The sequence below is a fragment of the Candidatus Koribacter versatilis Ellin345 genome, assembly GCF_000014005.1.
GTDB classification, from domain to species: domain Bacteria; phylum Acidobacteriota; class Terriglobia; order Terriglobales; family Acidobacteriaceae; genus Korobacter; species Korobacter versatilis_A.
The window spans coordinates 4,565,457-4,591,968 of the sequence record NC_008009.1; the positions used below are offsets into that span (position 1 = coordinate 4,565,457).

Here is a 26,512-nt window from a genome sequence, read left to right on the forward strand (position 1 = left end):
CTCTATGAGCCCGAAAACCATCGAAAAAGTACAGGAAACGAAGACCGAGAAGCCCGCGAAGAAGAAAGAGACCACGGCGGAATTCATCTCTTCCATGGCCGCGGTGCTCGTCACCGGCCTCTTCATCATCACCTTCTGCATGCAGGCCTTCGAAATCCCCTCGGGCTCGATGGAGAATACTCTGCTCATCGGGGACCACCTCTTCGTGGACCGCGGGTTACTCGCGCCCAAGACCAAGTGGATGCCGCTGATTCCTTATCAGCAGGTGCACCGCCGCGACATCATCGTGTTCGTCTCGCCCGCGCAGCCCGGACTTTATCTCGTGAAGCGAGTCATCGGCGTTCCCGGCGACCACATTCATCTGAAAGATGACGTCGTTTACATAAATGGGCAGGCCCAGGAAGAGAAATACAAGTACCTCGACCCACACCCGCGGGGCGGTTACGTCCCCTATGCAACGAACTTCCCGTCGATCTCGCCGGAAGAGTCCAGCGTGCCACTCAATCCGGAATGGCAATTGATGTTGAGCTCGCATCTCGAGAACGGTGACCTCATCGTTCCTCCCGACAGCTACTTCGCGATGGGCGACAACCGCGAGAACAGTTGGGATGGCCGCTTCTGGGGCTTCGTCCCGAAGGAAAATCTCATTGGCCGCCCGATGTTCATCTATTGGTCGTTCATCACGCCGGAAGACCAGTACACCAAGCAGGGCATGGGCGACCGCCTCGGCTTCATCGTCCACATTGTGATTCACTTCTTCGATGAAACGCGCTGGTCCCGCATGTTCAGGCTGGTGCACTGATGTCCGAGCCGGGTATCCCCACTCCGGCGGTTGAGACCGAGGTTCGGCGGAGACCATCCTCCCGCAAAATCATGTTCTGGATCGTCGTCGCGATTCTGCTGGGGATTTTCCTTCCACCGTTCATCAACGTAAACCGTTACCGCGCGCGCATCGCATCTTCGATTAGCAATGCCGTCGGACGCCCCGCCACAGTCGGTGGCGTCGAGCTTCGCCTTCTGCCGCAGCCGGGCTTTGATCTTCACAATGTCGAGATCGCCGACGATCCTTCCATCAGCCCCGAGTATCTTCTCCGCGCCGAGGAAGTCACTGCGTACCTGCGCCTGAGCTCGCTCTGGCGAGGACGTCTCGAAGTCGCGCGGCTGAATCTCACCGACCCCAGCTTGAACGTCGTGCGCTCCGACGACGGCCGCTGGAACCTCGAAACCCTGCTCTCCCGCACCACGCAGATTCCATCGGCGCCGACGGCGCAAGCGCATCCCGAATCCGCCCGTCGTCGCTTCCCCTACATCGAAGCCACTGGCGCGCGCATCAACTTCAAGTTCGGTCTCGAGAAGAAAGCGTTCACATTTACCGAAGCTGACCTCGCCCTATGGCTCGCCGCCGAAAACAGTTGGCACATGCGTCTTGAAGCCAAGCCCTCGCGTGTGGACACCAAAGTGACCGACACCGGCTCTATCAAGATGGAAGGCTCGTTCGAGCGCAACTCGCAGCTGCGCTACACGCCTGTAAAGTTCTCCATCAACTGGCGCGACGCTCAACTCGGGCAGGTAACGAAACTCTTAAGCGGCGCCGATCATGGCTGGCGTGGCGGCACTACCCTCAGCATCACTGGAAGCGGCACCCCCGCCGACCTCGCCGTAATCGCCGACGTACGCGTGGACGACTTCCGCCGATACGACATCTTCAGCAGCGGCTCCATGCGCCTCAGCGCGCATTGCGTGACGCGATATATTTCGCCTGAAGAGAAATTTGCCGACCTCAACTGCCAGGCCCCGATTGATAAGGGCATCCTTGAGATGCGAGGAACCGTGCAGCGCCTTCGCGCTCCGTTCTACGACCTCAGCTTCAGCGGACACAACGTCGCACTCAGCAGCTTCATGACGTTCATCCACCGCGCCAAGCGCGACCTGCCGGAAGATCTTTCTGCGAGCGGCGCCACTGACTTTGCGTTCACGGCGCGCAAAGCACTCGATTCCGAAGCGAAGATCTTGTGGTCCGGCAATGGCAGCACCAGCGAACTCGTGCTGCACTCGCAAGCGTTGGGTCCCGATCTCGCAATCGGCCGTGTGACCTACGTGATCGCGCCGGAACCGGTTGAGCCTCCCAAGCGCTTCCGTTCGAAAATGGATCGCGCTACGATCCCCTTGGAAGTGGACCAGTTCCGTCTCGCGGTTGCGCAGTTCCCTCTTCCGCTCGGCGCCACTGCGCCAACTTTGGCACAGGCGGTCATTACGGGCGAAGGCTTTAACATCGCCATTGCCGGCGATACCGATCTCGCCCGCGCGTTACAAGTCTCACGCGCGCTCGGCGTAGACACGCCGAAGGTCAATGCCAAGGGCGCCGCAAAGGTAGACCTCCACGTTACCGGCCGTTGGACTGGCTTTGAAGCACCCGACGTCACCGGCAGTGCGCAACTGAAGAACGTAGTTGCGGAAGTGCCGGGCATCGTCGAAATCATCCAGGTCGCGTCTGCCACCGCCACGGTGGACGAAAAAGCGTTGCACCTGCAGAACGTCGTCGCCAGCTTTGCGAAAGGCCCAAACGTCACCGGCACAGTTGCAGTTCCTCGCAACTGTACGAACGATCGCTGCCCTATGGACTTCACCCTCCATGCCGACGAACTTTCGCCTGAGCGTCTCGATTCGCTGCTCAACCCGAAGCTGCGCAACCGTCCCTGGTACAACTTCTTCATGCCCCGTCCTGCGAGCGGCACCAACCCGCTCTCAACGGTCGAGGCCTCCGGCCGTTTCGCCATCGATCGCTGGAACATGGAAGGCACGGTCGCCGCGCATGTAAGCGGCACGGCGAATATCGCGCACGAGCAAGTCGCGCTCGGCGACCTTCGCGCCGACCTGCTCGGCGGCCAGCACGTTGGCGAATGGACCATCGACTTTTCCAAAGACCACCCGGTGATTGACGGCAAGGGCAAAATCACCCACGGAAATCTCTCCCTGCTTTCGACCGCAATGCAGGATGCCTGGGCAACCGGCACCGTGGATTTGAGCTACCAAGTGAAGATGACCGGCCGCAACTCCGAAGAGTTGCGCACCTCGGCATCGGGCCTCGGCGACTTCGCGGTCAAAGACGGCACGCTCCGCCGAATGGGTCTCGATGGAAAAGCCAGCGCACTCAAGATTTCCAAGCTCGACGGCACCATTGAACTACGCGACGGCAACTTTGTAATGAACGATGCGAAACTTCAGTCCGGCCCCGCGGTTTATACCGTGCAAGGAACCGCTTCGTGGACGCGAGAGTTGAACTTCAAGATCGCCGACGACCAGCACGGCTACGCCATCACCGGAACCATCGCGCGTCCCGAGGTGAAATCCGCGCCCCTGGCCGAAGCCACCGTGAATCCCGGCCCATGAAACTAGCCGTCGCGGTTTTCCTAATCTTCAGTTCTGTTTTCGCATTGGCACAGCAAAGCCGCGACTATCTCAGCGCGGAAAAGAAGTTCGCCGCGGTCACAGCCTTCGAAGCCAATCCCGTCAAAGGCGGCTCGGTCACGAGCATCTCGGACGCCGAACTCAATGCCTGGCTGAACGAAGGCGGCGTTAAATGGTCCGACGGCGTGAGCGATGTCCGCATGTCCACTGACCCCGGCGTAATTCACGGTTCCGCGCAGGTGGACTTCGACAAGGTCACGGCCAAAGCGCGCACAAACAATCCGCTGATGATGATGTTCACCGGCCTGCACATCGTTCGCGTCACTGCGACTGCCGCCGGAAGCAAAGGTCGCGGCCGCATCACCGTGCAATCGGTCTCGCTCGACGGGCTCGAAATCCCCAAGCAAGCACTGGAACTCTTCATCCAGCACTACCTCCAGCCCAAGTATCCGGAAGTGGACCTCGACACCATCATCGGGCTTCCCTATCGCATCGATACCGCCGTCGTGGGCGATGGGCAGATCACGCTGACGCAGCGCTAGACCGCAGGTCTCTGGGCCGCGGAAATCAACCACTTCCGCGTGATAGTATCGAAGGGGAATGTCGTTCAATCCCGCAGAAATTTTCTTTCAGATGGTCGCCTTTTTGTTTGCGATCAGCCTGCATGAAGCCGCCCACGCCTGGACGGCCGATCGCTGCGGAGACCCGACGGCAAAAATGCTCGGACGCATTACCCTGAACCCTCTGCGCCACATCGACCCGATCGGCTCACTCGTTCTACCGATCATTGGCTTGATATCGCATATCGGATTTATCGGATGGGCGCGCCCGACTCCGGTGGAACCTCGCAATTTCAGGCGACCAGTGCGAGACGATATCCTGGTCACCCTTGCGGGCCCGGCCAGCAACCTGTTTCTGGTGATCGTGTTCGGATTCCTTTTGAAGGGCCTGGTGATTTTCGCAAGAACTCATCAGATTCCGGAATCGATGGAGCCGCTCCTTTATCTTTCCGAAGCGGTGGTGTTCATCAACATTCTGCTTTTCGTTTTCAACCTGCTGCCCATTCCGCCGCTCGATGGAAGCCACGTCGTTCGGCACTTTCTGTCGCCCGATGCGCAGCGGGTTTACGACAGAGTCGGCACCTATGGCTTGATGCTGTTTTTCATTGCAAGCTGGTATTTCAATATCCTTGGGGTTCTAATCCATCCGCTCAATGTCGCATTCCAGCGGATTTTCTTAACCTAATGTCGAACATGAGCAAAGAACGCGTGTTGAGTGGGATGCGTCCCACCGGGAAGCTGCACCTGGGGCACTATGTCGGCGCCCTTCAGAACTGGGTGAAGTTGCAGGAGCAGTACGACTGTTTCTATTTCGTCGCCGATTGGCACGCGCTGACCACGAACTACGCCGATACCTCCGACATCAAGGCGAGTTGCATTGAACTGATCATCGACTTCCTCTCCGCCGGACTCGATCCCGAGAAGTCCACGCTGTTCATCCAGTCACACGTGCCGCAGCATGCCGAGTTGTACCTGCTGCTGTCGATGATCACGCCGCTCGGCTGGCTCGAGCGTGTCCCCACGTACAAGGAACAGCTGGAGAACATCAAGGACAAAGACCTCGGGATGTACGGCTTCCTCGGCTACCCCGCGCTGCAAACCGCCGACATCATCATCTACAAGGCCAAGTATGTACCGGTAGGCCAGGACCAGGTGCCGCACCTCGAGATCAGCCGGGAAATCGCGCGTCGCTTCCACCAGTTCTATCCGCGCAAAATGCACGCCGGCATTGCCGCTCCGGAGCGCGACTACGTTTTTCCCGAGCCCAAGCCGCTGCTTACGCCGGCTGCAAAACTGCCCGGCACCGACGGCCGCAAGATGTCGAAGTCGTACGGCAACAGTATTCTGCTCAGCGATCCGGAAGCGGAAATTCGCGCAAAGCTGAAGACCATGGTCACCGACCCAGCGCGCGTGCGCCGCACCGATCCCGGCAATCCGGATGTGTGCCCGGTCGGCGACCTGCATAAAATCTTCAGCGACGCCGAGACCATGGCGAAGGTGAACGAAGGCTGCCGTACCGCTGGGATTGGCTGCATCCAGTGCAAAGGATGGGCCGCCGACTCCATCGTGAGAGTCCTGGCTCCGATTCAAGAGCGCCGCGCGAAATACGAGGGCAATCCGAAGATGGTCTGGGATATCCTCGAAGCCGGCTCGGCGAAGGCACGCGTTGCCGCCGAGGCCACAATGGTCGAAGTGCGCGAGGCGATGGGAATGTCACACCAGTACGAAGCGCCGAACACGTCGGCAGCAGCGGAGTCGAAGTAAGCGATGGCAGAACCGGTGGAACAACAGAAACCCGTAGAGACGAAGCCCGCTGCGCCGGACGCGAAACGCCCGCAGGAGCGCGACGACTCCGTCTTCTCGATCACCGTCGGCCAGATCTACGACGGCCCGCTCGACCTGTTGCTCGACCTCGTGCGCAAGCAGGACATCGATATCTACGACATCCCGATCGCCAAGATCACTCGCCAGTACCTGACGTACACCGAACACATCAAGACGATTGATGTGGATGTGGCCGCCGAGTTCATCTACATGGCGTCGCTGCTGATCCACATCAAATCGAAGATGCTGTTGCCGCGCGATCCGGATGCGCCCGCTGGCGAAGAAGATCCGCGTATGGAACTGGTTAACCGGCTGCTCGAGCACGAGCGCTTCAAGACCGCCGCGCAGATGCTCCTGCAGAAACAACAGATCGAAGACGCGATTCTGACCAATCCGTCGATGAAGGAATTCCGCGACGCCGAAGGCGCGGAGCCGGAACTTGCCGCTGACGTCATCGACCTCGTAAAAACGTTTCGCGAGATTCTCGAGCGCGCAAAGTCGAAGCCGACATTCGACGTCACCGACGATAACGTCACCGTCGGGCAGATGATCCAGTACGTGCATCGGCGCTTGTCGCTCGAAGAAAAGCCAATCCGCCTGAAGGCGCTGCTGAAGCACCTGAACAGCCGCAACCAGTTGGTCTGCGCCTTCCTCGCGCTGCTCGAGCTGATTCGCCTCCAAGCGGTGCTCGTCCGCCAGGAAGCGGTCTTCGGAGAAGCGGTGATCAAGAAATACACCGAGTTCGACAATGTCATGACCGAGCAGGGCGCAGTACGGGACGATTGGAAGTAGCTTTCGGGATTTGGGACCGTTTTCACCACAGAGGCACCGAGACACAGAGGGATTTAGGTCATTAGGAGTTAGGTATTGGGTTGTTAGGTGTTCGGGAAAGCTCCGAACGCCGCGGCACTGCGGAAGCTCATCCCTAGTTCCTAATACCTAATAACCTAATCACCTGCATTGCACCGTCGCGAGACGAAGCACCACAAGGGAAACATGTCGCTTAAGGGAAAAATCGAAGCAATCATTTACGCGGCCGAAGAGCCGGTCACCGTGGACCAGATGGCCGCGCTGCTGCGCGACATCGTGCTCGCCGAAATCGCGCAGGAGGCCTCGAACGCCGCGGCTGCCGAAGAAACGGCCAACGGTGAGACCGCGCAGGCAGATGCTGCGGCCGCCGAAGGCACCACGCCAGAACCGCACGCCGAATCTGCTCCCGAGACGCCGAGCGAAGTGACCGGTGAAGCCGCGGTCGAGCCGGATGCCGCCACCGAAGTCAGCGCGCCCGAAACAACCTCGAAGAAGAAAGCGCCGAAAGATCCCGAGCTGACAGCAGTGAAAGCCAAGCTGCGCACGGTGCTCGCTGAGCTCGTTGCCGATTATCAAAGTGACGCGCGCGGCCTTGAAATCCGCCAGATTGCCGGCGGATATCGTATGGCGACCAAACCCGAGCATCACGATGTGGTCGTCGGTTTCGCGAAGAGCCTGAAGCCGCCCATTCGCCTTTCGTTGCAGGCGCTGGAAACACTGGCGGTCGTTGCCTACAAGCAGCCGGTCACCGCGCCGGAAGTCAGCGAGATTCGCGGCGTGGATTCCTCCGGCGTCATCGCCACGCTTCTTGATCGAAAGCTCGTCACGACCGCCGGACGCAAACAGGTCATCGGCCGACCGATTCTCTACAAGACCACCAAGGAGTTCCTGCTGCGCTTCGGCCTGAAAGACGTCAACGAGCTGCCCAGCATGGAAGAGTTCGAAAAGCTAGGCGATGCCGGTCAGGGCGTGCTCTTCGAAGCCGAGCAGAAATCAGCAGGACAAAGTGCTTCCGATGAAGCAGCGCGAGCGGACGACGAAATGATGGCACGCGAAGAAGACGAGATCGCATTGCAGGATGATGTGGTCGCGCGAGCAGCGGAGGCATCGGGAGACGCGAATGCATCGGAAGATGCGGCATCCGCTGCGACTGAAGAAACTAAACACGAACCCGCCCATGCGGAAGCGAATAGCGAATCCGCCGCCGACACGTCAGAGGTCCAGGGCTCAACGAATGAGAATGCGTAGCCACTATGTCCTCAGAACGATTGCAGAAAATTATCGCCGCCGCAGGTATGGCGTCTCGCCGTAAAGCCGAAGAACTCGTCACCGCCGGGCGTGTCACCGTGAACGGCGAAGTCAAGAATGAGCTCGGCTCCAAGGCCGATCCCGAAACCGATGACATCCGCGTAGACGGCAAGCCGCTCAAGGCCGAGCAACTTGTGTACGTGCTGCTGCACAAGCCCAAGGGCTACGTCACCACCGTGAGCGATCCCGAAGGCCGCGAGACCGTGATGGACCTCGTCAAAGGCATTCCCGCGCGGCTTTATCCCGTCGGGCGCCTCGACTACCTCAGCGAAGGCCTGCTGCTGCTCACTAACGACGGCGAAATGGCCGCTAAGCTGACGCACGCTTCCACCCACGTGCCGAAGAAGTATCTCGTGAAAGTCAGCGGCGAACCCACCGAAGAGCAGATCCAGGAACTGCGCAATGGCGTGCAGCTTCCGCCGGAACAAGGGCACATTCACGCCGATCCGCGCGAAGGCGGACGTTTCGGTGGCGAGAAGCGTCGTTCCACCGCGGTGAAGACCGCGCCGTGCAAGATCGAACTCACCCGCGAGGGCGACAACCCGTGGTACGAAGTCACGCTCAACGAGGGCCGCAACCGGCAAATCCGCCGCATGTTCGACTTCATCGGACACCACGTGGAGAAGATCAAGCGCGTGGAGTACGGCCCGCTAAAACTCGACGTGGAGAACGGCGAGTTCCGCTTGCTGAATCCCGCGGAAGTAGCGCGGTTGAAGAAAGCGGCTGAGGGCAAACACGAGGCCCCGCGTGCGCGCGACGAAAAACCGCGCTTCGCTAAAGCGCGTGGCGAACGCCCCGCGTTTGGCCGCGGGCGCAGCGATGACCGCGCCCCGTTCCAGAAAGGCTCGTACAAAGACCGTTCCGAGCTCGAGAGCGAGAAGGGTGAGCGCACGCGCACCGCACGCTTCGACGCAGATGGCAAGCGCATGGAAGAAGCACCGCGGGAACGTCGCGAGCGTCCGAAGTTCGACCGCGGCGCGCGCCCGGCATTCCGTGGCAAGCGCGACGATGCTCGTGGCGAACGCCCAGCATTTCGCGGGAAACGCGATGATGCTCGTGGGGAAAGACCTGCGTTTCGCGGTAAGCGCGATGACGCACGTAGCGAACGTCCGGCATTCCGTGCGCGTCGCGACGACCAGGCTGGAGATCGCCCACGGTTTCCGCGGCGTGAGGAAGGCGAACGTCCAGCGTTCCGCGGTAAACGTGACGATGCACGTGGCGAACGTCCGGCATTCCGAGGCAAGCGCGACGATGCTCGTGGTGAGCGTCCAGCATTCCGAGGCAAGCGCGACGATGCTCGTGGTGAGCGTCCAGCGTTCCGCGGTAAACGGGATGACGCGCGCGGCGAGCGTCCGGCATTCCGCGGGAAGCGCGATGATGCACGTGGTGAGCGGCCGGCATTCCGCGGTAAACGCGATGACGCACGCGGCGAGCGCCCGAAATTCGCGCGCAGCGGTGAACGCGGCGACCGTCCTTTCCGCGCACGTCCGGCGGGCGATGGCGAATCGCGCGGCAAGAGCTTCGATCGTCCGGCGCGTGCGGGTGCGCGACCGAATTTCGGCGATCGTCCGAAATTCGGTCCACGCAAAGAGGGCGGAGACCGTCCTTTCCGTGGCAAACCCGGCGAAAAGAAGGAATTTCGCGGTAAGCGTGAGGGTGGTTCGGCCGCGCGCGGCGACCGTAAACCCGGCGGTTTTGGACGCGATCGGCGTGAGGGCGGCGAACGGCCGTTCCGCGGCGGAGATCGGCCGGCGCGTGGTGACCGTTTCGGCAAAAAGCCGGGCGGTCCGCGCAAGGACTTCCGTCCGCGTCGCGACGCAGGCGTCCCGGAACGGGAGGAACCGCGGTCACAGGAATTCGTGGATAACGTCGCCAAGCGCTTCTCGGGAGGGCTAGAATCGGGAGTTCGCGGACGTGGGAAAGCTCCGCGGCGTGGCCCGGGCGGCGCCCCCAAGAAGCCGTTCCGCAAGCCGAAGGATAGGCGATGAAGTACGACGAAATGGTACCGGCGCACATTCGCGCGCTCGGTCCGTATGTGCCGGGAAAACCGCTCCGGCAGGCTGAAGAAGAAACTGGAATCAAATGCACCAAGATGGCCTCGAACGAGAACCCGTTCGGGCCATCGCCGCGTGCGCTGGAAGCGATGGAGCACGCGCTGCGCGAAGTTCACCTCTACCCTGAGAACGGCGCGCCGGAACTGGCGAAGAAGATCGCCGAGAACGAAGGCGTAACGCCAGACCACATCCTGGTGACCGGCGGCTCCACGCCGTGCCTCGACATGGTAGGCCGCACGCTGCTCGCGCCGGGCAGCAACGCCATCACCAGTGAGCGTTCGTTCATCGTGTATCCGATCGTGACGCGCGCGGCTGGCGCGACGCTCAAGCTGGTTCCAACCAAGGACAACGGCTTCGATCTCGATGGCGTACTGAACGCGATTGATACAGACACGCGTGTAATTTTCCTCGCGAATCCGAACAATCCCACGGGCACGATGTTCACCGCGCAGGAACTCGATGCATTTCTCGACAAGGTTCCCGACCACGTAGTGGCCGTGATCGACGAGGCGTATTACGACTTCGCGAAATATCTCGCGGAACGGCGCGGCGTGGAGTACTCGCACTCGGTCCGCTACGTGAATGAAGGCCGCAAGGTCATCGTGATGCGGACTTTCTCGAAGACGCATGGGCTCGCAGGTGTGCGCGTGGGCTTCGGGATCGGCGACCCGGTCCTGATGAACTACATGGCGCGGGTGCGCACGGCGTTCCAGACCACCACCGTCGGCGAAGCCGGGGCACTGGCCGCGTTGCATGACGACGACCACTTACAGCGCACGGTGGTCAACAACGCAAAGGGCGCGGAATTCCTCGAGCACGGACTGCGTGAACTCGGAGTGCACGTTACGCCGACCTGGGCGAACTTCGTCTTCTTCGAAGTGGATGACAACGCACCGGGAATTTCGCAAGCGCTAGAGCATTCGGGAGTGATCGTGCGTCCGCTGAAGGGCTGGGGCATTCCGCAGGGTTTGCGGGTTACGATCGGAAAGCCGGAGCAGAACCAGAATTTCCTGAGTGCCTTGCGAAGAGTGTTGGAGAAGGAGCCGGTGCGGTAGAGTCCGGCTAGCGCGAGGCGGGAGTGGCAGCGATAGGGGTCCTTCGACTCCGCGGCTTCGCTGCTCCGCTCAGGATGACAGATTAAAAAACTACAAAAGCAGAATGGCCGCCCGCAGCGGCCATTTCGTTTGGATCGCGATTTAGCGAGTGCCGGCTACCGGTGTATCAGCCTTGGATTGCGCGGCGGGTGCGGACGACTCGCCGTTGACGACCATCGGCAGGCGGGCGGCGCCGAACAGACCGGCATCGCCGCCGAGCAAAGCGCGGGTCACGATGGTGCGTTTCTGGCCGGCAGCGACCGCTTCCGGCGCGGTGACGCGATAGATGAACGATCTCTTGCGTACTTCTTCCATCATCGGATTGTGGAAGGCGTCCCAGGCGCTGGCAACGCCGCCGCCGATCACGTACATCGGGAAATTCAGCGCGTTGACCATGTTGGCCACGGCGATGCCGATCGAGTGGCCGACGGTGTTGAAAATCTCCTGCGCGGCCTTGTCACCCTGGATGGCGAGCTGGTAAATCACCTTCGAACTGAACTCTACGTCGTTGCGTGAGGCATTGGCGAGCGCGTCGGACAGGCCGTTGGCGACAGCTTCGCGCGCCATGCGCACGACGGCCGTCGCCGAGGCATATTGTTCGAGGCAGCCGTGGTTGCCGCAGCCGCAGATATGGCCGTCGGGCAAAACGGTATGGTGGCCAAGCTCCCCGGCCATGCCGTTCATCCCGTGCCACAAGCGGCCGGCCATGATAATTCCACCACCTACGCCGGTGCCGAGCGTGTACATCACCATGTCGTCGGTGTCGCGGCCGGCGCCGAGCCACTTCTCGCCCATCGCGGCGGCGTTGGCGTCGTTCTCAAGAATGACCTTGGTTCCGAGCCGGCTCTCGATGTCCTTATGCACGGGATAGTTCGACCAGCCGGGTAGGTTCGGCGATTCCCGCACGGTGCCGGTATCCATATCAATGAAGCCCGGGACACCGATGCCGATGCCAATCAGCTTGCCGTGGTCCTGGTACTTGGTAGTGACGTGGCGGATGGCATCGGTCATTTGACCGACAACATATTCGCGGCCGCGCTGTACCTGCGTGCCAAGCGTGACTTTTTCGAGGAGGGTGCCGCGTTCTTCGACGGCTGCGATTCGCAGATTGGTACCGCCGAGGTCCACACCGATTGCGTAAGACATAAGATCCTTCGTCGCGGGCCGATAACTTTCAGCTACATTGTCGCTGAAACGTTTTAAAACTGGAAATAAATTACGCTAGGCCAGTGCTATTTCTGGCAATTTTGACAGTAATGGCTGCTTCTTCCCGCTATGACCACCCGTTTAATCGGCTTCTTACAGGTGAAACAGGGCTCCCCAGTGCGCTGGTAAACGTTATGACGCAATTGAAAAAAACCCTCGTTGCCTTCTGCGTCAACATAATCATTAACTGACGAACCGCCAAGTTCCACGGCCTCGCGTAACACTTCGCCGACTTTTTCGTGGAGCCGCGTGAGGTCGGCGCGACTGAGCGACTTGGCGCGTCGGCGCGGGCGGATACCGGCACGAAAGAGTGCCTCATCGGCGTAGATGTTGCCCACCCCGCTTAACAGGGCTTGGTTCAACAAGGCACTCTTGATCGGCGTGTTCCTCCCGCGGAAGAGCTTTTGGAAATCCTCCAGCGAGACGGTCAGCGGCTCCAGGCCGGGAGCGGCGAAAACGTCGGATTTCGCACGGACGGCGAGCTTGCCGAACATGCGCGGGTCCACGAAGCGCAGTTCTTTCCCCGACGACAGCTTGGCGATCAGGTGGGTGTGCTTGGGAAGCGGCGTATCGGGATCAACGACCAGGGTGCTGCCGGTCATGCCGAGGTGGATGATCCACTGGCCGCGCGGTTCCCCGTCGGGCTCAGCGAGGTCGGCCACGATATGTTTGCCGACGCGGCGGACGAGCGTGATCTTCGCGCCTTCGAGCATTTTGGCAATGGCGCGGGCGCTGGACTTGAGCGGCTGCTTCTTCTCGCCGATCCAGACGGATTCTATGGTCGTGCCGGCGGCGCGCTTGTTCAGGCCGTTGGCTACGGTTTCTACCTCGGGAAGTTCGGGCATTGAGCTCTATCGTAACCGGGGAGTTTGTGGTGGCGAAAGGGGTCCTTCGACTGCGCGGGCCCCGCCCGCTCCGCTCAGGATGACAGAGTGAGAACCTTCTGGTAGAAACGTGCGCGTACAGGAACTGCGCGTATGTGGGCTTATTGCATGGCCGGGCTGCTGTATGGGTTTGCTGCCGGGGCGCAGCCTGGGCCGCTGAACGCGTACCTGATGTCGGTGACGCTGCGACATGGCTTTCGGCGGGCAGCGCCGGCGGCGTGTGCGCCGCTGATCAGCGATGCATTCATCATCGCGCTGACGCTTACCATCCTGAGCCGCATGCCCGTGGCGTTGATCCGATGGCTGCATCTGCTCGGCGGTGCTTTTGTGCTTTATCTCGCGTGGGATGCGTGGCGGACGTATCGGCACTTCCAAGCTGCCGAAGAGGATGCCAAGTCGCATGCGGTGGAGAGCGTGTGGAAGGCGGCGGTGATCAACCTGCTCAATCCCAGCCCGTACATCGGTTGGAGCCTGGTGCTGGGGCCGTTCGTGCTGCAAGGGTGGCGCGAGGCGCATCGCAATGGGATCGCCATCGTGATCAGCTTCTACCTGGCGCTGGTAGGGACGACTCTGCTCGTCGTTTGGCTCTTCGATTTCGCGCGCAATGCTGGGCCACGGGTCGCGAAGGCGCTGGTAGCAGTCTCGAGTATAGTGCTGGCTGGATTTGGGGTGTATCAATTGTGGCTGGGAGTGCGAGGAAGCTAGACCATGAGCACACGAGACATCCTCTGGATCGCAGGATCTCTGTTCGTTTTCAGTTTGGTGGACGACCGATTTCTCTCTCCATTCCTTCACCGAACTTCGCCCCAAGTTGCTGCTTTGGCGATTCCGTTGGTGTTCGCGGGTTTTGGCGCGCTTGTCGGTCTCGGACTGCGCTACAACTCGAAGAGGGCGCGGTAAAAGCACTATCCGTTTCATTGCCCGGAAGCACCCCGTCACGGTAAAATAGGTCGTACACAGCCCGTCCCGGTTTCCAATCCTAGTCAACCCTGCGGTTCTTTAAGCGGGGCTTCTGTGTGCAGAAGCTTTCTGATCCGCGCGCCTGCGCAAAAACGAACATCCTCGCAAGGCAGCGGCGGTCATTTGCAGTCATTTTGTGGGTTTGGAGTACATGGTGAGTAAAGGCAAGACAGCCGTGGTGATCGGCGCCCAGTGGGGCGACGAGGGCAAGGGCAAGATCGTTGACGTCCTCTCGGAGAATTTCAGAGTTGTAGCGCGCTATGCCGGTGGACACAACGCCGGGCACACCGTCCTGATCGGCGGCAAGAAGTTTGTGCTGCAACTGATTCCCTGCGGCGTGCTGCGCCCGGGATGCCGTGGCGTGATCGGCAACGGCGTGGTGCTCGACCCCATCGCTTTCCTCAACGAAGTGCAGCGCCTCCGCGATCTGGGCGTAGCCGTCGACGGTAACCTCTTTGTAAGCAGCCGCGCGCACGTCATCCTTCCCTACCACCGCATGGTTGAACTCGCTTCCGAAAACGCGCCGGGACGGGTGAAGATCGGCACCACCTCGCGCGGCATTGGGCCGAGCTATGAAGACAAGATGGGACGCCGCGGATTGCGCGTGGCCGACCTGCTCGATTCCACGCTGCTGAAAAAGCACATCGAAAACGCGTGCAAGGAAAAGAACACCATCGTGCACGCGCTGTTCAACGCCGAGCCGATCGATCCCGACAAGATGTACAACGAGTACGCGAAGGCCGCGGAGAAAGTTGCGCCGTTCGTGACCGACACAGCGGTGCTGCTCAACAACGCGATCAACAGCGGCGAGAGCGTGATGTTCGAGGGCGCGCAGGGCACAATGCTCGATATTGACCACGGCACGTATCCGTTCGTTACGTCGTCGAGCGCAACCTCGGGCGGTGCGGTGATTGGGACGGGGGTTCCGCCGACCTCGATCTCGACCGTGATCGGCGTAACCAAGGCGTATTGCACGCGCGTGGGCGAAGGGCCGTTCCCCAGCGAATTGCACGACGCGATGGGCGATGCGATCCGCAAAAAGGGTAATGAATTCGGCGCGGTTACCGGGCGTCCGCGTCGCACGGGATGGCTCGATCTGCCGCTGCTGCGCTACTCGAACATGATCAACGGTACCGAATGGCTGGTCGTCACCAAGCTCGATGTGCTCGACGAACTCGACGAGATCCCGGTCGCGACTTCGTACAAGATCGACGGCAAAGAGTCGGAAGAAATTCCGGCGCAGGGTTGCGGCTTCGACAAGATCGAGCCCATCTATACCAAGCTGCCGGGATGGAAGACGGACACGACCAAGATCTCGAAGTATGAAGACCTGCCGGCGAAGACGAAAGAATATTTGAAATTCGTGGAGCAGCAGTCGGGCGCGAAGGTTGGAATTTTGTCGACTGGACCGGACCGGGATCAGTCGATTTATACCGACGCGTTTGTGAATGCTTTGGGGTTGAAGCATCTCGGGAAATAGGCGTTAGGTTGTTAGGATTTAGGTTGAGGCGGTGAGCGATGGTTGTTCTTGCGGTGACGTGGGTAGCACATGAGGGCCAGGAGCAGGAGATGGCCGAGGCGTTCGAGCGATTGGGCGCGGCTTCGCGCCAGGAGCCGGGTTGCCGGATGTATGTAGTGCATCGGCACCGCGAGGACAAGCGGACGTTTTTCATCTACGAGCAATACGACGACGATGCCGCGCTGCAGGCACACCGCGACTCGCCGCACTTCCAGAAAATCGTGAAAGAAGACCTGCACCTGGCAGGCCGTCGTACGGACGCTTTTCTCCTGGACCCCGTGGCGTAAGGTACGATGAAATCCATCGCATGGGTCACCTACAAAGCACTCAACGATATTGCACCCGATGATCGCATCGCCGCCGAGGCGGTGCGACGCCCGGGCGTGCGCGTAGAGCCGCTGGTGTGGGACGATCCGGCTGTCGATTGGTCGGCGTACGATGCGGTGGTGATCCGGTCGTGCTGGGACTATCAGTACACGCCGGAGAAGTTTGTGGCTTGGCTGGATGCGCTGGAGCGCAGTAGTGCTCGCGTGTTTAACCCTCTACCGGTTGTGCGGTGGAATCACGATAAGAAATATCTGCGGGATTTGGAGCAGCGCGGAGTTGAGATCGCGCCGACCTATTGGTGCGAGCGTGCGACGGTGCCACGCATTCAGGATGTGCTGAGTTCGCGCGGGTGGCAGAAGGCCGTAGTGAAGCCGACAATCTCGGGAACATCGATGAATACGTGGACCGTCACGCTCAGCGACTCCGACGATCACGATGCGGAGTTGGCTTCCCTGCTGGCGAAGCGCGACATGATGATCCAGGAATTCATGCCGGAGATCCTCGACGGCGAGTGGTCACTCGCCTTCTTCGGCGGCGAGTTCAGCCATGCCGCGGTGAAGCGCGCCAAGCCCGGCGACTTCCGCGTACAGGATGAGCATGGCGGGACATGGGCACAGGAGCCGTGCTCGCCGGAGCTGATTGTCCAGGCGCGTCGAGTGTTGCAGTGCGTGGACGAAGACCTGCTCTACGCGCGGGTGGATGGCGTAGTGCGTGGCGGACGGTTTGTTTTGATGGAGCTTGAAGTCATCGAGCCGATGTTGTACTTGGGGGGAAATGTGGCGGCGGCGGAGATGTTTGCGGAGAAGCTGCTCGCACGGATCTAGCGTTTGTGTTTTGCGAGCATTTCGCGCGCGGTGTCTGCGGCAGATTCGTGCTCGGGATACATGGGTTTCAGCGTTAAGACAACCTCCCACTCTCGGCGCGCTTGATCGATGGCTCGACAAGCGAGCAATGCCTCGGCGAGGAAAAGATGAGCCGAGGCTTTTCCGTAATGTGGCTTTAGCTCAATACCCCGACGGAACATTCTAATCGCATCGTCATAACGCTTGAGCTTCGCGAAACAACGACCCAGTGAAATTGCGGGACGGGGGTCATCCGGTGCGAATTCCCCGGCCCGTTCATAGTATGAAACCGCAGCTTCTGCCTCTCCATTCTCCATCATGGCGTTGGCGAGCCACAGGTATCCATCAGCCCAGCTTGGTTTCAGTTCGACAGCCCTTTTAAATTCTGCGATCGCGGCGGGATAGTCCGGCGGTTCCTGAAAGAAATAACATTCCCCCAGTCCGAGGTGGTAGTTCGCGGCCGTCGGTTCCATCTCGACGGCCTTGCGCAGGTGTTTGCGAGCGCGACGGTATTCGCTCTTTGCAATGCAACCCATCCCGAGTTCGTATTGCTGACGCGCTTCTTCCAAGCTATTTCTGCTTTCTTTTATCTGCGACCAGCATTCCGTTGCTGGCGTAGCTCTCGGCGGGAACGTCAACGAATGCAATCGTCACGGACTCGGGCTTGGCGCTCGCTTCCTGCACCATGAGGTCCGTAAGCTTGGTGACGAGGGTGCGTTTTTGTTCGGTTGTGCGGCCTTCGATCCAGGTGATTTGAATGTGGGGCATTACGGTCTCCAAAAAACACAGGCATGCCGTCGCAGCATGCCTGCTCGCTTGTCGCGTGAAGTGCTTATCTTGCCAGTTCGTAGCCGGCGAAGAAGTAGCTGAGTTCGAAGCGCGCGGTGTCGTCGGCATCGGAGCCGTGGACGGCGTTCTTCTCGATGCTGGCTGCCCACTTCTTGCGGATGGTGCCTTCTTCGGCGTTGGCCGGGTTGGTAGCGCCCATCAGCTTGCGGTAGTCGGCGATGGCGTTTTCCTTCTCCAGGCACATTACGACGATCGGGCCGCTGGCCATGAAGTCGGTGAGCGAGTGGAAGAACGGCTTGTTGGCGTGCACGGCGTAGAAGCCCTCGGCCTGGTTCTTGGTGAGGTGCAGCATCTTGATGCCGAGGATGCGGAAGTTGTTGTTCAGCAGGATGCTGATGATGTCGCCTTCGGCGTTCTTCTCGACCGCGTCGGGCTTGATGATGGAAAGAGTGCGTTGCAAGGTCTTCATTCGTTTTCCTTAAGTTCAGATCTTATTTAACTTTTCCGCCCGTTGCCTGGACGAGCGTTTCACCCAGCAATGCCGGGCTCTTCACGATGTGGATGCCGGCAGCTTCCATGGCCTTGAACTTCTCGGCCGCGGTTCCCTTCCCGCCGGAAATGATGGCGCCGGCGTGGCCCATGCGGCGTCCGGGAGGCGCGGTTTGGCCGGCGATGAAGCCGACGACCGGCTTCTTTACGTTGGCCTTCACGAACTCGGCTGCGTTCTCTTCCGCGTTGCCGCCGATTTCGCCAATCATGATGATGGCTTCGGTCTCGGGATCTTTGTTGAAGAGATCGAGGGCATCGATGAAGTTGGTGCCGATGATCGGATCGCCGCCGATGCCGATCGCCGTCGACTGCCCGATACCGCGAACGGTGAGTTGATGCACGGCTTCATAGGTCAGCGTCCCCGAGCGCGAGACGATGCCGACGTGTCCCTGCTTATGAATGCGCGCGGGCATGATGCCGATTTTCGCCTTGCCCGGCGAGATAATGCCGGGACAATTCGGACCGATGAGGCGCGACTTCTTGCCCTGCATGTAATCCCACACTTTGACCATGTCTTGCGCCGGAATGCCTTCGGTGATGCAGACAACGAGCGGCAGTTCGGCGTCAACCGCTTCCATGATGGCGTCGGCGGCGAACGGCGGCGGAACGAAGATGACGCTGACGTTCGCGCCGGTCTGCTGCACAGCGTCGCTTACGGTGTTGTAGATCGGCCAGCCTTCGTGGGTGGTCCCGCCTTTGCCGGGTGTTACGCCGCCAACGACCTTGGTTCCGTAGTCGGCGCAGGCCTTGGCGTGGAAAGTTCCTTCACGGCCGGTGAGGCCCTGGACGATGAGTCGCGTGTTCTTATCAACGAGGATGCTCATTTACTTCACCCCTTTCGCGGCTGCAACGACCTTTTCAGCGGCGTCTTTCATGGTCTCTGCGACGATGAAGTTCAATCCGCTCTTCTGAAGGATTTCGCGGCCCTGCTCTACGTTCGTACCTTCGAGTCGAAGGACGATCGGCAATTGAATCTTGGTTTGGGTTGCGGCCTGCACCACGCCGGTGGCCAGCGTGTCTACGCGCAGGATGCCGCCAAAGATATTGATCAGCACGGCCTTCACGTTCTTGTCGCTGAGCAGGATTTCAAACGCGTGGGTGACTTGCTCGGCGTTGGCGCCGCCGCCCACATCGAGGAAGTTCGCAGGCATGCCGCCGGCGTACTGGATGATGTCCATGGTCGCCATCGCGAGGCCGGCGCCGTTGACCATGCAGCCCACGGTGCCGTCGAGCTTGATGTAGTTGAGGCCGTACTTGCTGGCTTCCACTTCGAGCGGGTCTTCTTCGGTAACGTCGCGCAGGTCCTTCAGGTCAGGATGGCGGAAGAGTCCGTTGTCGTCGAAGTTGAACTTGGCATCGAGCGCGAAGAGCCGGTTGTCACTGGTGGTGATGAACGGATTGATTTCCACCAGCGAGGCGTCGGTCTCGTCGTAGGTCTTGTAGAGCGCCTGCATGAACTTCACAGCCTGCCCAATGAGTTCCGGCTTCAGACCGAGTTTGAAGGCGATCTTGCGCGCCTGGAACGCACCCAGTCCGTAACCGGGCTCAATCCATTCCTTGATGATCGCGTTGGGGTCTTTCGCGGCGACTTCTTCGATCTCCATGCCGCCCGCGGCGGAGGCCATGAACACCGGCTTGCCGTTGCTGCGGTCGAGCACGATGGAGAGATAAAGCTCGCGTTCGATCGGCAGCGTCTCTTCAATCAGCAGGCGCTGCACTTTCTTACCCTCGGGCCCGGTCTGGTGGGTGATGAGGGTCATGCCGAGGATTTTGCCGGCAAGCTGGCCGGCTTCGTCCACGCTCTTGGCGATCTTTACGCCGCCGCCTTTGCCGCGGCCTCCGGCGTGAATCTGGGCTTTGACGACGACGCCCTTGGCGCCATCGTGCATCAGGTCGTTGGCCACGCGCTCGGCTTCTTCGCGCGTAGTCACCATTTCTCCGCGGGGGACGGCCACGCCATACTTACGCAGAATCGCCTTGCCCTGGTATTCGTGAATTTTCATGATGAGCTCTTCTGGACTGCTGGAGACACAAGTAGAAAACCCTTCATTTTATAGGAGCGTACGGAGGTGAGTAAACCGCGCTATCCGGACCCGAGTCCCCGATTGGTGGGAGAATACTGCCAGCCCGAGGAGGCGACAGATGACCAAGGCCATTCAACAGTCCGTAACCTTTCCGGCATCGGCGCGGGAACTGTTCGAGACCTATGTGGATTCCCGGAAACACACGGCATCCACGGGCATGCCCGCGAAGATCAGCCGCAAGGTCGGCGGGAAGTTCTCCGGCTTTGGCGGGATGATCGGCGGGCGAAACCTGATGTTGGTACCGGGACAGATGATCGTGCAGGCTTGGCGCTCGGCCGCTTGGAAGAAGACGGATGCCAACTCGATTCTCACCATCACCTTCACCGACACGAAAAGCGGCGGACGCGTGGACCTGGTGCATGTGAACGTTCCCGCCCACGATCATCGTGGCGTGACCGAGGGATGGAAGAAGTACTACTGGAAGCCGTGGCGTGCGTACTTCCGGAAGCAGAAGAAAGAATCTTGAAGCAGCAGTGCCGTATCTTAAGAGCGTGACGACTCCACACATTATTCAGTTGGCGATTGGACGGCCGGAGAACCATGCTCCGGCGGGCGAAGAACCCTGGATCACGGCGATCTATCGCAAGCCGGTGAGCGCAGCGGTTTTCTGCACCAAGCTCGGGTTCGAAGGCGATCAGGTCGCGAACCGGCGCGTTCACGGCGGGCCGGACAAAGCGGTCCTTTGCTACGGCGCGTCGAACTATCCCAAGTGGCAGGCGGACGGTTTGCCGGCGGGTCCCGGCGGCTTCGGCGAGAATCTCACGATCCAAGGTTTGGACGAAGAGACCGTCTGCATTGGCGATGTCTATCGGATCGGCGAAGTCGAAGCCCAAGTCTCGCAACCGCGCGGGCCGTGCAACACGTTGGCGCACCGCTGGGGACGTCCGGATCTCGTGAAAGTGGTGAAGGAGAACCATCGCTCCGGTTGGTATCTCCGCATCCTGCGCGAAGGAAAGATCGCGCCGGGGGATGTAGTGGAGTTGGTGTCGCGACCGCATCCGGCGTGGAATATCGCAAAGACTTCGGAGGTGAATTATTCGCGCAATCGAAGCCTGGAAGATGTGCGCGAGCTGGCGGGGTTACCGGAGCTGTCCGTGAATTGGAGAAGCGACTTTGAGAAGAAGTTGGGGGCGATGGCGGGAAGGTAAGCCTTCGACACAGCGTACCGAGATGCAATGAAGCTGGTCGCCGCTCGACCGTTTCAGCAGGCGGAGACCGCCTTGGAGGATCGCGGCTGTTTTCACGAACCGCCGTCGGACAGTGAAAACTTCACATCTACCGTCGTTTCCACTGCTATAGGCATTCCATTCAGGAGATACGGCTGGTATTTAAATCGCTTGGCGGCTTCGATAGCAGCGGGAACGAGCACATCGGGGCCACTCAGCTTTGCCGCTGCAACGACATTGCCAGCTTGATCGACGTGAATTCGGAGAACAACCGTTCCTTCAACATGGTCGGCCTTGGCCTCGGGCGGATAGAGCAGCGGGACGCCGGCTACTTGACGCTGCATAAACTCTGGACGGAGGCGCACCATTGTTGGGGAAACGTGTACACAACCAGGCGCGCCAGGAATTACAACCTGTCTGATACCCGCTAAGGGCCCTCCCGCTTGGACGACAACAGACACCATTTGGCTGATATCGGTTGCGATGGTGCTGTCGCCCGCAAACGTAACCGCCAGCTTTATGTTCCGCAAATCAGCCGACTTCTGCTGAACCGTGAATGACTGTGCCTTCAATGTCGTGATCGCTGCATCGCGCAGTGCGGGTGGTCCTGACAACACGCGGGTGTCTCGTACTCTGCCAGACTTGCTCAATGCAACCTGCACCACGATGGTTCGATCGTCGTCACTCGACGAAGGCGCGCGCTGCGAAGCTTGCGCCCGCTCCGTTGTTGCACATGGATCTTGAGGAACCTGAGAATTTTGGCTCTGAGCATCGCAGATGCCGCGCAACCAAAGAAGCAGGGTCAAGAGCGCGAGTGTACGCATGATGTAGAGGATAACTGGCCGGCAGACGCTTACCACTAGGTAACTTTACGCCGGTTGGCTCGCGATATTTCTCATTTCATTTCGGGCCCTAGCGACTAGATTCAAGTCTACCTTCCGCAGTTCCTGACCGTCATTGACATCAAAGGTTTTGGGTTTACGATCTACGTGTTTGACAGACGGCGTATCCGCTGGATCGTCATATAGCCCCGGGTGACTACCGGGGCTTTGGTTTGCCAGTTTGGTATAGGTGACTGGTCTCCCCGAAAAAACTTCGATGCCATGAGCACGCGGAATGGTAGGCTTCTGCGGCGTGGAAGACCATGCTCGCCCTTTGAGTATCTCGATTATCGGGTGGTTGATGATTATTGCGGGCTTGTTTGCGGTGCCGCTCGCATTGATTCACGTGCCGCTGTCGGCGTTTGGGATGATGCTCGTCGGATGGATTGCGACGGCGCTGATACTTGGGCTGGCGCTGGCGTATCTGCTGATTGGCTTCGGTCTGCTGCGCTTGAAGCGCGCGGCGTGGGTCGCTGCCATCGCTTTGCTCGTGCTGTTTGCGGTCAATGCGATCGTTGATGCGTCGATCCCCGGCACCCACGCAAAGATGCTGGAAGCCATGAAGAGCACGCCGCTCTTTTCGCAGCAGGCAAACCGCCCGGCTCCCCCGGAGATGCCGCTCGCTCTCAAACTGCTGCCGATCAGTCTGCTGGCCATTCCGCTGTGGTTCCTGATCCGCCGGAGGGAAGCGTTTGAGTAGCGCGGATGGCTAACTATTTCGCTCTCCCACGTCTCGAAAGTCGCGAGACATGGGGCACCCGACTATTTTTTCGCCCTCTGCGCCGCTACTGTCTTCTCAAAGTCGGCTTGCGCTGCGTTGACTGCCTCTGCGTATCCCTTCGGATCTACGAACGCAGCCTCGCCCTCGGTGGGCATCCGTTTCAGCTTTGGCAGCAGATCGAAATAAACGCCGTGAGCTCCGAGAAAGATGTCGCAGGGGAGCGCGCGCAGGGTCGCGAACGTTTTCTCGAAATCCTCATTAATTCCCGGGTAGGAAGCCGGATGACCCGGTGTGCCGACGATTTGGTACTGAGAAAGCGCGCGCCAGCCGCCAACGATGACGACATCGCGCAGGCGGCCTGCGGGATCGCTTGCGATGTGGGCGCGTAAGGTCCACGTCGTGCAGCCGCGGGTATGGCCAGCGGTGCGATGCGCCGTGAGTGTCACGCCGCCGAGGAGGACCGTATCGCCGTCGTGGAGAACGCGGTCTACGCGCGCGGGCGGATAGGTCGTAAGCCCGTCGGTGCCGAAGGCGAAGTCTTTGCGTCCGCCACTGCTGACGACGTCGGCATCGCCATCCATCACCATGTCTTGCGCACGGGTCTCGCGGATGACCTGGGCTGCGCCTCCCATGTGATCGGAGTGGGCCTGGCCGTTGAGAAGAATTTTTGTGTTCTTCCACGAGAACCCGAGCTTCTCAACGCTGGCGCGAATCAATGGCGGCGAGCTTTCAAGATTCGCGTTGATCAGGATGTTTCCCGCCGGAGTTGTAACCAGGTAGGCCGCGAGGTCGCGACTTCCAACGTAGTAGAGATTGTCGGCAATGCGGAAAGGGGGAAGCGCAGCTGTGTAGTCAGGGTTCTCTTTCGCCATCCCAGACAGGCAGACAACGACGAAGAAGAGGGCGGCGATTAACGTGCGCAAGCGAGCAGACATAGCGACTCCGGGGCGGGCATTTCCATCAACCCTTCGATGTTCTCCAAAGTGTAACTGCGTGATCTGTGGATGCGCGATCTCACTCCAATTTCCGCACAGCCACAACCACGCCGCTAGCCCAACTTATGGGAGTGGTTTCGAATCGTTTGTCCTTCGCCACCAGATCGATGAGCACGGGAACCTTGGCAGCGTGGCCCTCGGGCCAGTTGGGCTGCGGTAGCATGTCGTCGATTACGAAGATGCCGCCCGGCTTCACCAAAGACAGGGCCAACTCGGTGCCTTCGTATTTTCCCGGCATGGCGTCGGCGAAGACGAAATCGAAGCTGGCAGCGGTTTGTTTTTTCAGAAATGCGGTCCCGTCTTGGGTCACGACGGTCAAGCGTCGGTCGTTGCCGAGCGCTCTGCGCGCGACATCCTGCACGGCGGCATCGTTGTCCACGCTCACCAGCGTGGCATCGTCGCTCATGCCATCGAGTATCCATGCGGCGGAGATGCCAGTCCCAGTACCGAGTTCCAGCAAGCGGCCACCCGGCTTCGAGGCGGCGAGAGAACGCAAAAGCGATCCCACCAGGGGCTCCGACGCCATGGAAAAGTTCAGTTCCCGAGTTTGTTCCAGCAGGTGCTTGAGAACCTTGGGCTCGGTGATGTATCGCAGATCGTCCATGCAGGGAGCATAACGGAGCGTGAGGAGAACCGCCTCCAACACTGCGTTTCTTGTTACATCGCACCGTGATCCATCGCACATCGCCCTGTGTCGTCACTCACTGACTCTTGCGGCTGACCCACGTAATCTGTGCACGCGGGGCATTCCCAATAGCAATACACAAGATCTGTGAAATTTCGCGCGGCCAGCCCGCGATGCCGTCCGTCGCTCCATCGCCGCCTCTTGTCATTCAGAGGAGGGCGTGAGCCCGACGAAGAATCTGCTGTTGCGCCCGGGGCAAAAAGCGCCCGCTAACTCCTTATTCCTGAATATTCCGCCTCTAACTCCTTTGGATGGAATATTTTGCAGACTATCCATCAGCTAAGTCATGCGTTTTGAAGATTTTGCGGTTTTTGGAGGGGGAGGGGGTACCCTCGAAGGAAATAGAAAAGCCCCGGCACAAACCGGGGCTGATGTGTGGTGGCTACGGAGTCTAGTGAGGGACCATTCCGCCCAGGCTCTTCTTCTTTTTCTGGGCGTCTTGCTGTGCGGGCTGGGTGCTGTTGTTGGATTGCGTCGCGTTGTTCGTCGGCGCGGTGGTCTGCGCTGGCGTGGACGCGTTTGCGCTGGCCGCCGGGGCTTGTGCCGGAGTGGCAGCGGGTACGGTTGCGCCGGCTAGCACAGGCTTGCCTTCATAGCCGGTCTTGAAGCGGTCCGGTAGAGTCTGGCCGCCCGGAGCAGCGCCCGTCTGGCTGTTCAAGCGCGCGATGCGATCGCCGATCGGAGGATGGGTAGCGCCCCACAACTTCGTGTCCTGTGGGGTCACCTTGCCGCTTTGCGATTCCGCTTGCAGCACTTCGAGGAAACGCTTCAGTCCGGTGGCGTCGTAACCGGCGCCGGCAGCGAACTGCGTTCCCTTTTTGTCCGCTTCGTCTTCGTCTTTCGGATTGACCTGCTCCAACAAGGCAGCCGAAATGACGTTGTTGGCGATGTTCTTTAACTCAGAAGGACCGGGGATGTGCGACGTGCCCTCTTCGATCGCCATGCCCTTGGCCTTCTTCTTCTGGATCGCCTTTTCGAGGTGGCGGCCATCGACGTGGGCAATTTCGTGGGCGAGCACGCCCGCGAGTTGCGCCTCATCGGTCATGTGATCGAGCGCTCCCTTGGTGACGAACACATAGCCACCCGGCAAAGCGAAGGCACTGACGGTGAAACGTCCGGCAGGAGTCTTCGCTTCGAGGATCGCGAAGTGATACGGCACGGGGCGCCCGGCCTGGCGCGCCACGGTGCTGCCCACGTACTGGACGTACTTGTTCAGCGCCGGGTCCTCGATGAGTCCCATGACGTGGATCATCTTGGCGGCCGATGCCTGGCCGATTGCGTTCTCCTGTTCAGGAGACCAGGGGGTGAAGGCGTCGCTCGCTTTTTTGACGCGATTCACCACGCTGCCAAACTGGGCGAAGGCGCAGCTGGAGAATGCGACGAGCACGAGAGTTGCGATAAGTGTTTTGCGCATATCTCTAGCCCCTTCCGTTCTTCAGGTTGCCCTGCTGGATGAACTTGTTGACTTCGTCAACGTTGGTGACCTGCTGGCTGAGGGCTGCGGCTTTCGCGTCATCCGCGGCGCTGGCAGACTCGTCCATCTGGGACTTGGTCGGCATACCATCCGGGTCCAGTCCGTTAGGGCCAAGGCTGGCGGTGTCCTTCGACTGGTTAGAGTTGCTGGCAGTCACTGGCTTGTGCAGGATGTTGCCGAACTTGGATTTTTTCTGTTCCGGCGGCGGTTGCTGCTGTTGTTGTTGCTGCTGCTGTTGTTGGTCAGCCGGAGTCTGCTGATTGGTGGTTCCCTGCTGCTGGTCGGCCTGTTGCTGGCCGAAGCCCAGGCAGCACAGGAGGAAGATGAGCACGGCCCGCATCCAATTTCTACTCATGTTTCCCTGCTTTCGAA

29 protein-coding genes are annotated in these 26,512 nt (G+C 60.0%); 17 read left to right on the plus strand and 12 right to left on the minus strand.

All coding sequences use genetic code 11. The annotated features are described in order from the left end of the window. The first annotated feature begins 4 nt into the window (after positions 1-4). The 9 genes from lepB (at position 5) to hisC (ending at position 11,019) form a co-directional block, all read left to right on the plus strand. A complete protein-coding gene (lepB, locus tag ACID345_RS19970; protein WP_011524655.1) occupies positions 5-802 on the plus strand; it encodes a signal peptidase I in 798 nt (265 codons plus the stop codon). After that, positions 802-3,390 carry an AsmA family protein gene (locus ACID345_RS19975; RefSeq protein WP_011524656.1) on the plus strand — a complete coding sequence of 863 codons (2,589 nt, stop codon included), beginning with the start codon at positions 802-804 and terminating at the stop codon, positions 3,388-3,390. The genes lepB and ACID345_RS19975 overlap by 1 nt, the downstream gene beginning before the upstream one ends. Further along, entirely contained in the window at positions 3,387-3,950 is a 564-nt protein-coding gene (locus tag ACID345_RS19980) for a hypothetical protein (protein ID WP_011524657.1), read from the plus strand. Before ACID345_RS19975 ends, ACID345_RS19980 begins: the two co-directional genes overlap by 4 nt. Positions 3,951-4,008: 58 nt before the next feature. After that, positions 4,009-4,653, plus strand: coding sequence for a site-2 protease family protein (locus ACID345_RS19985; RefSeq protein ID WP_011524658.1), 645 nt, complete (start codon positions 4,009-4,011; stop codon positions 4,651-4,653). Next, a complete protein-coding gene (gene trpS, locus ACID345_RS19990; RefSeq protein WP_011524659.1) occupies positions 4,653-5,732 on the plus strand; it encodes a tryptophan--tRNA ligase in 1,080 nt (359 codons plus the stop codon). The genes ACID345_RS19985 and trpS overlap by 1 nt, the downstream gene beginning before the upstream one ends. 3 nt (positions 5,733-5,735) lie before the next feature. Then, entirely contained in the window at positions 5,736-6,584 is an 849-nt protein-coding gene (locus ACID345_RS19995; RefSeq protein ID WP_011524660.1) for a segregation and condensation protein A, read from the plus strand. Between the two features lie 204 nt (positions 6,585-6,788). After that, a complete protein-coding gene (gene scpB, locus ACID345_RS20000) occupies positions 6,789-7,850 on the plus strand; it encodes an SMC-Scp complex subunit ScpB (protein WP_011524661.1) in 1,062 nt (353 codons plus the stop codon). Between the two features lie 5 nt (positions 7,851-7,855). Next, complete coding sequence (locus tag ACID345_RS25890; protein WP_011524662.1) at positions 7,856-9,898, plus strand: pseudouridine synthase; 2,043 nt, start codon at positions 7,856-7,858, stop codon at positions 9,896-9,898. Continuing rightward, positions 9,895-11,019 carry a histidinol-phosphate transaminase gene (hisC, locus tag ACID345_RS20010; RefSeq protein ID WP_011524663.1) on the plus strand — a complete coding sequence of 375 codons (1,125 nt, stop codon included), beginning with the start codon at positions 9,895-9,897 and terminating at the stop codon, positions 11,017-11,019. Before ACID345_RS25890 ends, hisC begins: the two co-directional genes overlap by 4 nt. A gap of 141 nt (positions 11,020-11,160) precedes the next feature. Here hisC and ACID345_RS20015 read toward each other — a convergent pair whose 3' ends face one another. Beyond that, on the minus strand, positions 11,161-12,204 hold the full coding sequence (locus ACID345_RS20015; RefSeq protein ID WP_011524664.1) for an ROK family protein: 1,044 nt from the start codon (positions 12,202-12,204) through the stop codon (positions 11,161-11,163). Between the two features lie 86 nt (positions 12,205-12,290). After that, positions 12,291-13,109, minus strand: coding sequence for a DNA-formamidopyrimidine glycosylase (locus tag ACID345_RS20020; RefSeq protein WP_011524665.1), 819 nt, complete (start codon positions 13,107-13,109; stop codon positions 12,291-12,293). 132 nt (positions 13,110-13,241) lie between these two features. Here ACID345_RS20020 and ACID345_RS20025 point away from each other — a divergent pair, with 132 nt between their 5' ends. The 5 genes from ACID345_RS20025 (at position 13,242) to ACID345_RS20045 (ending at position 16,778) form a co-directional block, all read left to right on the plus strand. Next, the gene (locus tag ACID345_RS20025; protein ID WP_011524666.1) at positions 13,242-13,853 is read left to right on the plus strand and encodes a LysE family translocator; all 612 of its coding nucleotides are present in this window, start codon (positions 13,242-13,244) and stop codon (positions 13,851-13,853) included. A 3-nt stretch (positions 13,854-13,856) separates the two neighbouring features. Further along, complete coding sequence (locus tag ACID345_RS27065; RefSeq protein WP_041855920.1) at positions 13,857-14,048, plus strand: hypothetical protein; 192 nt, start codon at positions 13,857-13,859, stop codon at positions 14,046-14,048. A gap of 211 nt (positions 14,049-14,259) precedes the next feature. Beyond that, positions 14,260-15,588, plus strand: a complete 1,329-nt coding sequence (locus tag ACID345_RS20035; RefSeq protein ID WP_011524667.1) for an adenylosuccinate synthase — start codon at positions 14,260-14,262, stop codon at positions 15,586-15,588. 38 nt (positions 15,589-15,626) lie between these two features. After that, on the plus strand, positions 15,627-15,914 hold the full coding sequence (locus ACID345_RS20040) for a putative quinol monooxygenase (RefSeq protein WP_011524668.1): 288 nt from the start codon (positions 15,627-15,629) through the stop codon (positions 15,912-15,914). A gap of 6 nt (positions 15,915-15,920) precedes the next feature. After that, positions 15,921-16,778, plus strand: a complete 858-nt coding sequence (locus tag ACID345_RS20045; RefSeq protein ID WP_011524669.1) for an ATP-grasp domain-containing protein — start codon at positions 15,921-15,923, stop codon at positions 16,776-16,778. Here ACID345_RS20045 and ACID345_RS20050 read toward each other — a convergent pair. From ACID345_RS20050 to sucC, 5 genes are all read right to left on the minus strand, one after another. After that, the gene (locus ACID345_RS20050; RefSeq protein WP_011524670.1) at positions 16,775-17,365 is read right to left on the minus strand and encodes a tetratricopeptide repeat protein; all 591 of its coding nucleotides are present in this window, start codon (positions 17,363-17,365) and stop codon (positions 16,775-16,777) included. The genes ACID345_RS20045 and ACID345_RS20050 overlap by 4 nt on opposite strands. Before the next feature lies 1 nt (position 17,366). Beyond that, a complete protein-coding gene (locus tag ACID345_RS20055) occupies positions 17,367-17,564 on the minus strand; it encodes a tautomerase family protein (RefSeq protein WP_011524671.1) in 198 nt (65 codons plus the stop codon). A 64-nt stretch (positions 17,565-17,628) separates the two neighbouring features. Beyond that, the gene (gene ndk, locus ACID345_RS20060) at positions 17,629-18,054 is read right to left on the minus strand and encodes a nucleoside-diphosphate kinase (RefSeq protein WP_011524672.1); all 426 of its coding nucleotides are present in this window, start codon (positions 18,052-18,054) and stop codon (positions 17,629-17,631) included. A gap of 22 nt (positions 18,055-18,076) precedes the next feature. Next, the gene (sucD, locus tag ACID345_RS20065) at positions 18,077-18,958 is read right to left on the minus strand and encodes a succinate--CoA ligase subunit alpha (protein ID WP_011524673.1); all 882 of its coding nucleotides are present in this window, start codon (positions 18,956-18,958) and stop codon (positions 18,077-18,079) included. Further along, complete coding sequence (gene sucC / locus ACID345_RS20070; protein ID WP_011524674.1) at positions 18,959-20,137, minus strand: ADP-forming succinate--CoA ligase subunit beta; 1,179 nt, start codon at positions 20,135-20,137, stop codon at positions 18,959-18,961. Between the two features lie 139 nt (positions 20,138-20,276). Here sucC and ACID345_RS25895 point away from each other — a divergent pair, with 139 nt between their 5' ends. Both ACID345_RS25895 and ACID345_RS20080 read left to right on the plus strand, forming a co-directional pair. Next, complete coding sequence (locus tag ACID345_RS25895) at positions 20,277-20,684, plus strand: SRPBCC domain-containing protein (RefSeq protein ID WP_011524675.1); 408 nt, start codon at positions 20,277-20,279, stop codon at positions 20,682-20,684. Positions 20,685-20,691: 7 nt separating this feature from the next. Beyond that, positions 20,692-21,366 (plus strand): MOSC domain-containing protein, encoded by a 675-nt coding sequence (locus tag ACID345_RS20080; RefSeq protein WP_011524676.1) that lies wholly within the window; start codon positions 20,692-20,694, stop codon positions 21,364-21,366. A 92-nt stretch (positions 21,367-21,458) separates the two neighbouring features. Here the strand turns inward: ACID345_RS20080 and ACID345_RS25900 are convergent, their stop codons facing one another. Continuing rightward, the gene (locus tag ACID345_RS25900) at positions 21,459-22,034 is read right to left on the minus strand and encodes an energy transducer TonB (protein WP_187148874.1); all 576 of its coding nucleotides are present in this window, start codon (positions 22,032-22,034) and stop codon (positions 21,459-21,461) included. Positions 22,035-22,500: 466 nt separating this feature from the next. Here ACID345_RS25900 and ACID345_RS20090 point away from each other — a divergent pair, with 466 nt between their 5' ends. Continuing rightward, positions 22,501-22,965 carry a hypothetical protein gene (locus ACID345_RS20090; RefSeq protein WP_041855921.1) on the plus strand — a complete coding sequence of 155 codons (465 nt, stop codon included), beginning with the start codon at positions 22,501-22,503 and terminating at the stop codon, positions 22,963-22,965. A gap of 62 nt (positions 22,966-23,027) precedes the next feature. Here ACID345_RS20090 and bla read toward each other — a convergent pair whose 3' ends face one another. The 4 genes from bla to ACID345_RS20110 form a co-directional block, all read right to left on the minus strand. After that, entirely contained in the window at positions 23,028-23,921 is an 894-nt protein-coding gene (bla, locus tag ACID345_RS20095; protein ID WP_011524679.1) for a subclass B3 metallo-beta-lactamase, read from the minus strand. A 79-nt stretch (positions 23,922-24,000) separates the two neighbouring features. After that, positions 24,001-24,585, minus strand: a complete 585-nt coding sequence (locus ACID345_RS20100; RefSeq protein ID WP_041855922.1) for an O-methyltransferase — start codon at positions 24,583-24,585, stop codon at positions 24,001-24,003. Between the two features lie 472 nt (positions 24,586-25,057). Further along, positions 25,058-26,080 carry a M48 family metalloprotease gene (locus tag ACID345_RS20105; RefSeq protein WP_011524681.1) on the minus strand — a complete coding sequence of 341 codons (1,023 nt, stop codon included), beginning with the start codon at positions 26,078-26,080 and terminating at the stop codon, positions 25,058-25,060. A 4-nt stretch (positions 26,081-26,084) separates the two neighbouring features. Continuing rightward, complete coding sequence (locus tag ACID345_RS20110) at positions 26,085-26,495, minus strand: hypothetical protein (protein WP_011524682.1); 411 nt, start codon at positions 26,493-26,495, stop codon at positions 26,085-26,087. Positions 26,496-26,512 lie beyond the last annotated feature (17 nt).